Source organism: Bacteroidia bacterium, assembly GCA_027493955.1.
GTDB lineage: Bacteria > Bacteroidota > Ignavibacteria > SZUA-365 > SZUA-365 > JAOSJT01.
Map to the genome: position 1 here is coordinate 3,727,085 of JAOSJT010000001.1, position 13,164 is coordinate 3,740,248.

Sequence of the window (13,164 nt, forward strand, 5' to 3'; positions counted from 1 at the left end):
CGCAGAATAACAAACAAGAGAGTATCCGCATGACCACGATTTTCTGCTCACACAAATTGTCCGCGTTTCTCGGAAGCGAGCGATTCACCCCTGTTGAAACTGCCGAGCCATCACCTCTCGGTGATTGGAATGCACACACCTTTCACATCGGTCGTTCAAGAATACTCGTGTTCGTCAACAACCGCACCTTGTATTGTGTGTTCATGCATGATGTGAAGAAGGCGGATTTACGGGATATCGAGACCGCCTTTCTCCGCCGAATGATGGAGCAACTCTTCTATGAACATATCGTTCGACCGGCGGAGGCGATGAAGATCGACCGAATGATGCGACCGATTGTCCTTGCCCGTTCAAACAACGATAAGCGAACCATCGGTGTGATGAACGAATTTGTATGGCAGCTCAAGGCGCAGCTCGCGAGCGAGTATCATTATCGCACCGCCTTCGCGGAGCTCAACCGATTGGCCAATGTGTTGCCAGTGGGAAGGGGAAAATCCGGCGGCAAGAAGTATCTCATGCCGGGAGAAGAGATGATGGCGCTCATAGACGGCAGCGGGATTCGCTGAACCCCGGCTTGAAATGCCGGAGCGGTGTCCCCGGGAAATGCCGTTGAAAGACGGCGAAGTACCGCGCTAAGAGTGCATTCGGTTTCTTCAAGCGCGCCCGGGAATCTCGTCTACACGCTCAGGACCTCACTCACATCATAGCGTGATGCGATATGCACACGGGGGCGGAAATCCGGGCGCTCGTTGAGCAGCGAGGTGATTTCGCTTTCGACTAACGCCGGCGTGTTGTTGTTTTCACTGAGATGGCCCAGAAGCAGGGTGTGCAAGCGGCCGTCGCAATGCGTGCGGATGAGATCCATCGCCTGCCGATTCGAGAGATGCCCGTGGTCGGAACGAATGCGTGCCTTGAGATGCTCCGGATAGCCGCCGGTGTCGAGCATGTGTTCGTCATAATTGCTTTCGAGCAACAGGGCATCCACCGTTGGAAGCATGGATACCAGTTCCTGATTATGTATGCCGAGATCGGTGACGTACAGAAAACGCTTGCCGGAAATGCGCACATCGAAGTACACTGGGTCCCGCGCGTCGTGCTGCTTGCTGTACGCCCGTACCTCGATGTCGCCGAGTGTGACAGTGTGACCGGGATCGATGAAATGAAATCCCTTGTGCGGTTTGTGCATCCACATCCCGCGGTAGGTTTCTTCGGTGAGATACACCGGGGTGCGGTACATTTTTGTCACCACGGGAATTCCGCGTACATGATCCGCATGCTCGTGCGTCACGAAAATACCGGCGATATGCTGCGGCGTGCGTCCGTGAATCTTCAGACGAAGTTCCACCTGTCTGCGCGAGATGCCGCAGTCGAGCAGTACTCCGCGACCGCTGGCGGCGGATTCGACATAGACAGCGTTGCCGTTGCTGCCGGAATTCAGCACAATAATGTGCATGGCCGGCGATGCGCCGGCCATGTCGGACTTCCAGAGTGTGGAGTTAATTGACACCGAGTTCTTTCAGCAAAAAATCCGCACCACCGAGATACTTGGCCACAAAAAGCACATAGCGGATATCGGCACCGATGGAGCGGCTGTAATCCTCGCTCCACTGATAGTCGTTGACCGTGGCTTCGAAGGCGCGGTCGAAATTCACGCCCACCAGCTCGCCGCGCGCATTCAACACCGGACTGCCCGAATTGCCGCCGGTGGTATCCATATTGTACAGCATGGCCACGGGAACGTCTTTGAGCAGCTCGTCTTCGAGGGACCTGTCGTAGTTTTTGTTGTTGAACAGTGCGATAAGCTGCGGCGGCAGATCAAAGGGCTCCTCGCCGGTGTATTTGTCGATCAGGCCGCGCAGAGTGGTTTGCGGCGAGTGATAGGTCGCATCGGCGGGCGCGTAGCCGCGGATGTAGCCGTAGGTCAGGCGCAGCGTGCTGTTGGCGTCGGGGATGAAGTCCTTCTGCTGCCAGGCCATTTTTGCGTCGATGTATTCGGCCTCGAGGCGCTTGAGTTCGCCGTCGCGCACGCGGCGGCGCTTGACTATTTCCTCGTTGATGGCGGCGACGTCGCGGGCAAGCGCGATGAAGGGATCCTTGCTTGCGGCAATGGCGGCCTTATTCAGATCGATGAGTGCGAGTAGCTTCTGCACGTCGCCCGCTGCGCTGCCGTCGAACGCTTTACGTAGGCGCTCGATGGCTGCGTCCTCGGTCTCGACAGCAGCCGTAGCGAAGGCCGCCGCTGCGGCGGGCCGCTGGTCGGCGGGGAGGGTGTTGAGTTGAAGGATCAATGTCGCGAGAAACTGGCTTTCGGTGCCTCTGTGAATATCTCCGTAATGCTTTTGTATCGCGTCGCGCAGCCGGTCGCGTTTTTCGGCGTCGGGCTCGCTTTCGAGTAGTTTCACCACGGACGTGAGCATGGCCATGTACTCGTTGCGGCCGAGCATGGTCAGGGTCAGCTCCTGTTTGGCGAAGCGCTCGTAGTCGGTGTACACCTGGGCGATCTGCGCAAGCGTGTTTCCGTACTTGCCCTTCAGTGTCTTGTCCGCGTTCACGAAACGCTGCAATTCCGTTTCCTCTGCAATGCGCTTGTTGACAAGACCGAGGCGGCGCAAGCCCTGAATTTTTCCTTTGTAATTCTTGGTCGCGTTGGCCAGTCCCTTGATATTGTCCGCGAAACGCAGTTGCAGCGCTCGATCATTGCGTGAAGCGGATTCCATGGTCTCGATCATGTAATCGTAGCGTTTGGAGAGGAAGGGCAGGATGGTTTTTTCCCACAAGCCGATGTAATGCGAGGTCTTGTGCCGATAGGTGCGGCCGGGATAGCCGAGGATAAACACGAAATCCCCTTCACTCACACCCTTGGGTGCCACCTTGATGAAACGCTTCGGTTTGAAGGGCACGTTGTCCTTCGAGTAATCGGCGGTTTTTCCGTCCGGGGCCACGTAGGCGCGCAGGAAAGAAAAATCACCCGTATGCCGCGGCCATACCCAGTTATCAATTTCACCGCCATAGTTGCCGACGCTTTGCGGAGGCACGTAGACCAACCGCACATCCTTGATGATGCGGTAGGTGAAGAGCACATAGCTCTTGCCCGGAAACATCTCGGAAACCTCGCAGGAAATATTCTCGCGACCGGCCTCTTCCTTTTTCGCCAACGAGCGCATCTGGCTGATGATGGCGTCGCTGCGTTTGTCCGGTGCCATGTCGGCGGTTACCACGCTCAACACCTCCGCCGATACGTCGCGATACGATTCCGTGATGCGGCAGATGTAGCCTTTGGCCGGAAGCTCTTCGGCGCGGGTGCGGGCCGTGAAGCCGTCGCGCAAATAGTCGTTTTCCGGCGTGCTCGCATCCGCCACACCCGAGAAGGCGATGTGATGGTTCGTAAGAATGAGTCCATCCGCCGACACGAATTCCCCGGTACCACCGCCTACCTGGCAGATGGCGTCCACTAGGCTGACGCCGTCGGGATTGTAGATTTCCTTGATATCAATTTCGAGCCCTTTGGCTTTGAGATCGAGCCGGGAAATCTCGCTTAGCGGATACATCCCCTCGTCGGCCGTGAGTGTGACGGCGAGCAAAGCGGAAACGGAAAGAATCAGGGCAAGAGAAAAACGTCGCATCATCATGTGCTGCTCCTCGGTACATAAACGAAACCTGACGACCCGCAGGTCGTATAGGAAAAGATACGGAAAAGAGCCGTACGGATATATCGGAGTATGCTGTCGATTTACAATTTTTTTCTCTGATACCCGTTCGCTATATTTTTTTCAAAGCACAAGCATCCCGGCGTAGATACGCACAGAGCAGGAGAGGGCAGCCTCGAACAGACGTGTGATTGTGTCGCCGGAAGAGCATTACCTTTCACCTGACGTGAACCTGTTATGAGACGCTTCTCCCTGTTTTTCGCAGTCGCGCTGTTTTGCGCGTCCATCCCCTCCATTGCGCAAAGCGTTACCGAGACCACCGTGCCGATGTCCGATGCGGTGACGCTGGACGCATTCGTCTGCAGACCGGAGTCCCCCGCTCCGTCCGGCGGTTACCCCGCTGTGCTCTTCGTCCACGGTTTCGGCGGATCGAAAAACGACGTACGCTCGCTGGCGATGAACTATGCCGCCGACGGCTATGTGACCGTCGGGTACAGCGTGCGGGGACAAGGGCGCTCGGGCGGTGTGTTTGATTTTTTCAATTCGGAGAGACTGCTCGGCGACCTCCGCGCCATGATCGACTACACGGCCACGCAGTCGCAGGTCAATGCGTCCCGCGTCGCCGTGGTGGGTGGGTCGCAGGGCGGACTGCACGCCTGGTTCGCGGCGGCATACGACATGCCGGTACGCACGGTCGTGTCCATTATCGCCAACGGTCGCTTCGCCGACAACTGGTTGGAGAACAATGCGCTGAATTTCATGTTTTCCTACGCGGGACAGGCATCAGGCATCAACATGGATCCGACGCTCAAGGATCTGCTGAATCGGGCGAGGACTTCGGGAAAATATGACGATGTGCGCTCCTTCCTGACGCAGTACTCCACGGCCGCGCTCGAAACAGAAGTGAAAATTCCTGTAGCCATCATGGTGGCGGGACACGACATCTTTTTCAATCAAAATGCGGCCATTCGGCAATTCTCAAATCTGACCGAACCCTCGCGTTTCATCCTCTATCCGGGTGATCATGATTTGCCCGCGGAGAAGGGACAGAACAATTACGTCATGGATGTGACCAGACGCTGGTTGGCCTGGTGGCTCAAGGACGATGCCGCGGTTGCGAGCGTGGCCTCTCCCGACAGCGCCGTCGTACATTTTGACGGAGCGACGGGAGAGAGGCGCGTTTTCCGTCTGGCGGATGAGGGTTTATGGCTGGCGCCGGATGTGTCGCGGCCGGAGGTTGAGGAATTGCGACTGTACTTCAGCAACCGCGGACTGATGACGGACAAACCGGTCAATCAGGGGTATAGCAGTCTCAACTACGTACCCTTCATGGGATCGCAGCTCGCGGTATTCCGCAGCGAACCCAAAACGCGCGACGTAACCATCGCGCCCTTCAGCGGTCTCGTGACGATGTACGCCTCCGCCACGGGTGTGTCGTATCAGGTGAATGTGCAGCTCTTCGATCTCGATCCGGCGGGTGAGCGACAAGCGATCGGTCGCGGCCACATGCAGGTGGACGGCAATACCGGCGGGACGCAGTTGCTGCAATTCGAGCTGACACGCATGCTGCACACACTTCGGGCAGGACATGTTCTTGAAGCGCAGGTGCACGGCGGCATAGCCCTGATACCTGACCTGTCGATGAATTTCGGCAATATCGTCGTGGCTCCCACAGTGGCGTCGGACATCACGCTCTGGTGGGGAGGCGACGTAGCTTCCATGCTGCGCCTGTATACGATCGAGGCGGCGCCCGTATCGGTCGGAGCGGATGCTCCGGTCACCGGCTTCGCGCTTTCCGCGAATTATCCCAATCCCTTCAGCGCGACCACCTACCTTCCCGTGCAGCTTTCTTCCGCGCAACATGTTCGTGTTCGGGTGTACTCCGCGGCCGGCCGCGAGGTCGCTGTGCTGCACGACGGAATAATGGAGCCGGGTCGCCACGTACTGCGCTTCGACGCGGGCACTCTGCCCTCGGGGATGTATTTCTGCCGACTGGAAAGTGCTTCGGGGGTGCAGTCGCGGCAGATCATGTTGCTGCGCTGACCAATACGATACGAAGCTGGAATCTGTCGTCGGTGGCTTCGGCTACGCTAAGCTACCGCCGAAGGGACACTCAGCTACCGCCGAAGGGACACTCAGCCACCGCCGAAGGGACACTCAGACACCGCCGAAGGGAAGCTCAACTACCGTCGAGGGGGCTTGCGCAGTCTCATGTGGGGGCATCTCACATACCTCTCACATTCACCCATTCCATCAAACGAGCGAAATTTTCCCTGCACCGCGCAGTGATGAAAGAAGTTTGCACAGTTGTCATAAACGCAAAACAGGAGAGTGTTTGGCTCTCCTGTTCTGAATTTTTCTGTTCCTTCTGTCTATTCTGTGGTCTGTATATTCTGTGGTTCTAGTCCACAAACTGCTTCGCATAATACTTCGCAGTCAGCTTCTCGCCGGTCGCGGCGGTGATCATGTCGTTCCAGAGTTTCGTGCGGCCGGGTTCGAAGATGTTTTTACGCAGCCAGGCACCGACCTCGGCTTTGCCGGCGAAGGATTCGCGGACGGGATCGGTGGATTTCACGACATTCGTGCAGAGATATGAATGCAGTTGCGAGGCCAGAAGCTCGCCCATCAGATAGTTGTGGTAGTAGGCGGGATACAGCGCCACGTGAATTTTCGACGCCCAATCGGGAGCATTGCGTCCTTCTGGCTTGCGTATCATCTGATAGCGCTCCACGAGCTGCCACCACAGCGCATTCAGATCCTGATCGGGATTGTCGTACATCGCCTTCTCGAAGCGGTACATCACCTGCGCCCAGCGGCTGAAGACCAACTGTTCGAGGCGCAGGGAGTTTTTCATGTCCAGCGCGGCCTTATCCACCTCCGCTGCGGGCACGCCTGCCACGTCCATGAGCCAGCCGGGATTGCTTGCCTGGCGTCCGAAGAGCATGGCGATGGCTTCGGTGGTGAAGGTGTGCGCTGGTTCACGAAGCAGATACGGGAGTTTCTTGTCGCTGAATTTGTCGTACACCGCATGACCGAATTCATGCAGGTTGGTATTCATCCAGTTGTACGTGGGCTTGATGTTGCACACCACGCGCACGTCGCCTTCGCGGTCGATGTCCGTGCAGTACGCGTGCTGATACTTGCCTTCCTTTTCGAAGAGATCGCTGTTTTTCACGAGATCCTCGATGGGCAATTGCAAGCCGGCGAAGTAGCTGTTCGTGAGCGCAACGATGTCTTTGTCCTTATAAAATGCATCCAGGTCTACATCGTAAATGCGCGGGGCCTCCTGGAAAAAGCGATTCTGATAATGCCAGGGCATGAGCTTTTCGGGAGCGATGTTGTACCGGGCAGCCAATTCGGCGTCCATGTCGCGCTTGAGTTCTGCGAAGGTGCCGCGGGTGAGTTCGTCGAGTTCGTCGAAGAGCAGGGCGATCTCTTCGGGATCCTGTTCGTCGAGCTCGAGGCGCATGGAGTGGTAATTGTCGAAGCCCAGCTCGCGCGCGGCCTCGTTGCGCATTTTCACCAGCGCGATGACGTCGCCCGACACCACGCCGCCGATGGCCTTGCTGGCCGTCCACACTTCTTCGAGCTCTTTGCTGTCGGTGGAGGTACGCAGAACGGTTTCGATGTCGTTGTCGGAAATCGCCTTGCCTTTCACAGTTGCGCGGAACGTCGAGAACTTCTTCTCCATCTCGTTCTGCATGCGGATCATGGTTTCGAGGCGCTGCTCGTCTATCTGTTTTTCGAGGAAATCGGAATACAGCACATCGAGCTGGCGTTCGAGCAGCGGCTCGGTGATCTGGCCCGATTTCTTCCACTCCTGAAGTCGCGCGAAGGCGTCCTTGTCGGTGAACAGTTTGGTCAGTTCCACTTCCAGATCGGCCGCGCGCGTGTAGTCTTCGTCCTTGCCGGAAATGGTTGCATTGAAATATGCCAGATGCGCCTCTTTGGCGAGGGGAATGAGTTTCGACTCGAACTCGTCGAGAAAGCTTGTGAATTCCTTGTTCATGCGGTCCTTTTCAGATGAGCTACAAGCAATGAGAAGCACTGCCGCGATGGCGGTGAGAACAGTGCTGCGCAGGTACGTGAACATGATTTCTCCTGTTTGGGTTCAGGTGGTCTACACACTAAAGTACACAGGAGCGAAACAAGACCATAGACCTTGGAAGCGTTCATGGATGCGGACGCAACCAAAGGAAAATTGACGAGCGTCGGGTCCGGCCCGATGAGAGAGAGGATCATGCAACACTCGTTCATGGTCTGTGGGACGGTTGGTGCATCGCTTCATATCAAACGGGTTACCCACCCGCTTTTACGGGTAGCATGCCGGGCGCAGCCAGGCCGGCCTCCCTGGAGGTAAAGCGGATAGCATTGCTTTTCCACACAGGTGGGCGTATGTTTCATGCTTGGACCTTTCGGAAGAGAAATTCATATAGACAGCGCATGACAACCAGGACGCGCAAAACTCCGGCCAGGAAACAGAAAAAGGATACAGCGGCAGTGACGCTTGATGCGTTGACCGTGCACGGCGCACGTGTCAACAACCTCAAGAACATTTCCCTGGAGTTGCCGCACAACGCGCTGATTGTCATTACCGGCGTGAGCGGTTCGGGTAAATCGAGTCTCGCGTTCGACACCATTTATGCCGAAGGGCAACGACGCTATGTGGAGAGTCTCTCGGCATATGCGCGCCAGTTCCTGGAGCGCATGAATAAACCCGATGTGGATTTTATTCAGGGTATCGCCCCGGCCATTGCGATCGAGCAGAAAACGATAGCCCGTAATCCCAGGTCCACCGTCGGCACCACCACGGAGATTTACGATTACCTGCGCCTGCTCTATGCGCGCATAGGTAAAACGTACTGTCACAACGACGGAGAACAGGTACAGCGCGACTCCGTCAGAACAGTGCTGGAGTACTGCGACGGACTTGCGGAAGGAAGCAGATTATACGTCCTGTTCCCCATGCATGCGCATGAGGGTCACACTCTTGAAGAAGAAATTGAAAATCTCCGGAAACAGGGATTTATCCGCATTGTCGTCGGTGGCGAAGTAGTCAATCTCGATGAGGTCGCCGCGATCGGGGCGGAAAAACAGGATGTGTTCGTGCTCGTGGACCGCGTCGTATGGCATGGCAGTACGGACGTCTCGCGGCTCACGGATTCCATTGAAACTGCGTTTGTCGAGGGGGATGGCCGGATGCGGCTCTACAGACTTGATACCGCAGAGTTCCGCGATTTCACAACGCGCTACGCCTGCTCATTGTGCGACACGCCGTACATGGAGCCGGAACCGCAGCTCTTCTCGTTCAACAGTCCCGCCGGCGCCTGTCCCACTTGTCAGGGATTTGGCCGGACCACCGGCATCGATCCGAACCTCGTCATTCCCAATACGATGAAGTCGCTGCGCGATGGCGCTGTGCAGCCCTGGACCACGCCGAAACACAGCAAGCATCAGCGGGACATGCTGAAGGTCGCCACTACGGCAGGGGTACGCGTTTCCGTGCCGTACCGCGACCTTTCGGACGACGAGCGACAGTTCGTATGGAATGGAAGCAAGGGATTTCTGGGTATCCGTGGCTTTTTCGACATGGTGGAGTCCAAGAATTACAAAATGCACTATCGCATCCTGATGGCCCGCTACCGCGGCTATACCACCTGCGAAGCATGCGGAGGATCGAGATTACAAAAGGACGCACTTGCCGTGCGCGTGGCCGGCAAGACCCTCGGCGAATTGACGCATATGCCGGTAGAGCGGCTGAAGGACTTTTTTGAAGGCGCAGACTTCTCACGGTTTGAATTGGACATCGCGGATCGTCTGCTGACGGAAATCCGAAAGAGATTGAACATTCTTCACCAAATCGGTCTGGGATACCTCACGCTGGACCGCCTCTCGCATACGCTTTCTGGCGGCGAATCACAGCGCATCAATATCGCAACATCTCTCGGCTCTTCACTGACCGGGACGCTGTATGTCCTCGATGAACCAACGATAGGGCTGCATCCACGGGACAATACGAGACTCATAGCCATCCTGCAGTCGCTCCGCGACGCGGGCAATACCGTCATCGTCGTGGAGCATGATGCGGAGATGATGCAGGTCGCAGATCGCATCGTGGACATCGGTCCCGCAGCCGGCGAGAACGGAGGGAATATCATCGCGAACGGGACGCCCTCGGAAGTGAAGAAAATCCGGGAGTCGCTCACGGGTCAGTATCTTTCCGGCAAGCTTCGCATTCCAATCCCGCGGTCGCGCCGCAAGGCGAAGGCGCAAGTGCTCGTGCATGACGCGAGACAAAACAACCTGCGGGGCTTCGATGTGGCAATTCCGCTCGGCATATTTACCTGTGTCACCGGAGTGAGTGGTTCGGGGAAGAGTACGCTCGTTCACGATATTCTGTATGCCGGATTGAAAAAGGAGCTGGAAGGCGCCTTTGAGGATGAGATCGGCAGTTTCTCCGGCTTCACCGGAGCACAGCGTATCGAGCATGTGGAGATGGTGGATCAGTCGCCCATCGGCCGCACGCCCAGATCCAATCCCGTAACGTATCTCAAAGCATTCGACGGTATTCGGGATCTCTTCGCGTCCACCACGGCGGCCAAGCTTCGCGGGCATGGACCCGGAGCGTTCTCCTTCAATGTCCCGGGTGGGCGTTGTGACGTTTGCGAAGGTGACGGCGTGATCAAGGTGGAGATGCAATTCATGGCCGACCTGTACCTGGAATGCGAGGCCTGCAAAGGTGCACGATATAAGCGTGAAATACTTGACATTCGCTACAACGGTAAAAACATCGTCGATGTACTCGGGATGACGGTGACCGAGGCCCTCGCCTTTTTCTCCCACGTGCCACGCGTCGCAAACAAGTTACAGGTGCTCGACGATGTCGGCCTCGGCTATATGCGCCTGGGCCAGGCCGCGACCACACTATCCGGGGGCGAGGCGCAGCGCCTCAAACTTGCCTTGCATTTGACTCTCAAGAGCGATGGTCACACGCTGTTCATTTTCGACGAGCCCACCACGGGCCTGCATATTCATGACATCGGTAAGCTCCTGCGCTGCTTTACCGCTCTTATCGATGCGGGCCACAGCGTTCTGATTATCGAGCACAACCTCGATGTCATTAAATGCGCGGACTGGATAATCGATCTCGGTCCGGAGGGGGGCGAACACGGTGGCGCCGTTGTTGCACAGGGCACGCCGGAGCAGATCGCTAAAATACAGGACAGTCATACCGGACGATTTCTTTCTCACGTACTGCAACAGCGTGGAGGATAAATGAATACGATAAATTGGTTTGAAATTCCCGTCATGGGTTTCCGGCGCGCCAGGGAATTCTATGAAGGGGTGCTGGGCATTACGATTACAGAGCAGCGTATCGGAGGTGCCGTGATGGGCTTTCTCGGTGATCCCGCCGAGGGCGTGACCGGAGCCATCGTCAAGCACGAGTGGTATCAGCCTTCCGAAAACGGTGTGTTGATTTACCTGAACGCCGGAGACGATCTTTCGCCAGCCTTGACACGCGCGGAAGCTCTCGGCGCGACCGTTCTTGTACCAAAAACCCGAATTTCGGATACGGCCGGTTATATGGCGGTATTCCGCGATCCGGAGGGCAACCGCATTGCGCTGCGCTCACCTCATTGAAAGGCCCCACCGTGCCGTCACATCACTTCGTTCCCGAACCGCGCCATGGGCAGATTCTGAATATCCATTCTTGTGTGGCGGACGATCTGTTCCGCCTCCGGCACGGCTCAACTTTTAACGCATCGCGCCGTGCCGTTTCAGGGTGAACTCGCCGCCTTATTGACCGCGTTTCTCTGGTCGGGAACCTCGATTGTGTTCACCGAGGCGACGACGCGTGTCGGCTCCATCATGGTCAACATCACCCGCATGGTGATCGCGTTGTTGTTGCTCGGAGTTTCGATACCGTTGTTGGGGCTCGACTTTTCGTTGAGCGCCACACAGATGTCCAATCTGGTCATCAGTGGCGTGCTCGGGCTGGTGCTCGGAGACACCTTCCTTTTCAGGGCGTTCAAGGACATCGGTGCGCGCGTCAGCATGCTTCTCATGGCGCTGGTGCCGGGAATGACCGCTTTGCTCGCCTGGATATTTCTGGGGGAAGCATTATCGTTGCAAAGTATCGCCGGCATGCTCGTGACAATGGCGGGAATAGCTGTTGTCATACTCGAACGTCCGGCAGTCGGGGGGCAGGTCCGAGCGATAAATCTTCGGGGAATCGTTCTGGGGGTTCTCGCTGCGTTGGGGCAGGCGTCAGGATTGATCTTCGCAAAATTCGCGCTGAATGAAGCGCCGATTCACGGTATGGTGGCAACAGCTGTCCGCATCGGTGCTTCCGTCGCCATATTTTTACCGCTGGCTGTTCTTCTCAAGTGGTATGGCAATCCCTTCCGCGTTTATGCGCGGGACAGGAAAGCCCTGGCTTTCACCAGCATCGGCGCGGTGATAGGGCCGTATCTGGGGATCACCTTCAGTCTTGTTGCGATTGCGAATACGGAGGTCGCAGTCGCCACCACCATCATGTCCCTGCCGCCGATTCTCATGCTGCCTTTGGTGCGTACTGTCTATAAGGAACGTCTGACGGCACGCGCAATCGGTGGCGCCGTACTCGCGGTGGCCGGGGTTGCTCTACTGTTTCTGCGCTGAGCTCAGGGAGGTCCGCTTTTGAGTGATGTCCTGACGTATACGCTTCTCCTTGCAGCCGGTTTTTTTGGCGGATTGGTTGATTCAATGGCCGGTGGCGGTGGTCTGATTACTCTTCCATCGCTCATCGCGGCGGGACTGCCGCCGCATGTCGCCCTCGCATCGAACAAGGTACAGAGTGCTATCGGAACGACGGTGAGCACCTGGAGATATCTGCGAAGCGGGTGGGTGTTGCCGCTTCTCGGCGTGATAGGATTTGCCAGCGCCTTCGCCGGATCCTGGAGTGGCGCACGCGTCGTGATGCTGATTCCCGCTTCGTCGCTCGAGGCCGTCATACCATTTTTGATCGTTGTCGTGGCGGCCATTACATTTCTCAGAAAGGACTTCGGGGTACACGAGCGGGAGCCGCATATCGGAGTTCGGGAGTATGCCATTGCCGCGGTATTTGCATTCGCGTTAGGTTTTTACGACGGATTCTTCGGCCCCGGCACAGGAAGTTTCCTGGCATTCGGTTTCGTACTGGTTTTTCGATTCGGTTTCCTCCGGGCAACAGCACATGCGAAGCTGCTGAACCTTGCGAGCAACTATGCCGCCATATTGGCTTTCGTCTTTGTTGTGGATATTGAATGGGGTGTGGCGGTGCCCATGGGACTTGCGAATATTGCAGGAGCATGGACGGGAGCGGGACTCGCGATCAAGGGCGGCTCGAAAGTAATCAAGCCGGTTTTCGGACTGGTGCTTCTCGCTTTACTGGTCAGACTCCTGTGGTAAGAGTCCTTATGCCTTCGAGCAGCATGAACGCAGTGCTGTACACCGATGGTCGAGTCCGTATTCGGATCCTCGCGGATTCCAACGATGC

The 13,164-nt window shown here is 56.8% G+C and carries 9 protein-coding genes; 6 read left to right on the forward strand and 3 right to left on the reverse strand.

The features are described from left to right. Positions 1–29 precede the first annotated feature (29 nt). On the forward strand, positions 30–566 hold the full coding sequence (locus M5R41_14280) for a hypothetical protein (protein MCZ7557561.1): 537 nt from the start codon (positions 30–32) through the stop codon (positions 564–566). 110 nt (positions 567–676) lie between these two features. Here M5R41_14280 and M5R41_14285 read toward each other — a convergent pair whose 3' ends face one another. Beyond that, the gene (locus tag M5R41_14285; GenBank protein ID MCZ7557562.1) at positions 677–1,474 is read right to left on the reverse strand and encodes an MBL fold metallo-hydrolase; all 798 of its coding nucleotides are present in this window, start codon (positions 1,472–1,474) and stop codon (positions 677–679) included. Between the two features lie 22 nt (positions 1,475–1,496). Beyond that, positions 1,497–3,629: a S46 family peptidase gene (locus tag M5R41_14290; protein ID MCZ7557563.1), complete on the reverse strand. Its 2,133-nt coding sequence runs from the start codon at positions 3,627–3,629 to the stop codon at positions 1,497–1,499. Between the two features lie 255 nt (positions 3,630–3,884). Between M5R41_14290 and M5R41_14295 the strand changes: the two genes are divergently transcribed. After that, entirely contained in the window at positions 3,885–5,690 is a 1,806-nt protein-coding gene (locus M5R41_14295; protein MCZ7557564.1) for an alpha/beta fold hydrolase, read from the forward strand. A gap of 358 nt (positions 5,691–6,048) precedes the next feature. On the opposite strand, the gene M5R41_14300 is transcribed toward M5R41_14295, so the two are convergent. Then, the gene (locus M5R41_14300; GenBank protein MCZ7557565.1) at positions 6,049–7,740 is read right to left on the reverse strand and encodes a M2 family metallopeptidase; all 1,692 of its coding nucleotides are present in this window, start codon (positions 7,738–7,740) and stop codon (positions 6,049–6,051) included. Between the two features lie 350 nt (positions 7,741–8,090). Between M5R41_14300 and uvrA the strand changes: the two genes are divergently transcribed. From uvrA to M5R41_14320, 4 genes are all read left to right on the forward strand, one after another. Beyond that, a complete protein-coding gene (uvrA, locus tag M5R41_14305) occupies positions 8,091–10,922 on the forward strand; it encodes an excinuclease ABC subunit UvrA (GenBank protein MCZ7557566.1) in 2,832 nt (943 codons plus the stop codon). Next, entirely contained in the window at positions 10,923–11,288 is a 366-nt protein-coding gene (locus M5R41_14310) for a VOC family protein (GenBank protein MCZ7557567.1), read from the forward strand. Positions 11,289–11,417: 129 nt separating this feature from the next. Then, a complete protein-coding gene (locus tag M5R41_14315; protein MCZ7557568.1) occupies positions 11,418–12,308 on the forward strand; it encodes a DMT family transporter in 891 nt (296 codons plus the stop codon). Positions 12,309–12,326: 18 nt separating this feature from the next. Beyond that, the gene (locus M5R41_14320; GenBank protein MCZ7557569.1) at positions 12,327–13,076 is read left to right on the forward strand and encodes a TSUP family transporter; all 750 of its coding nucleotides are present in this window, start codon (positions 12,327–12,329) and stop codon (positions 13,074–13,076) included. Positions 13,077–13,164: the final 88 nt, after the last annotated feature.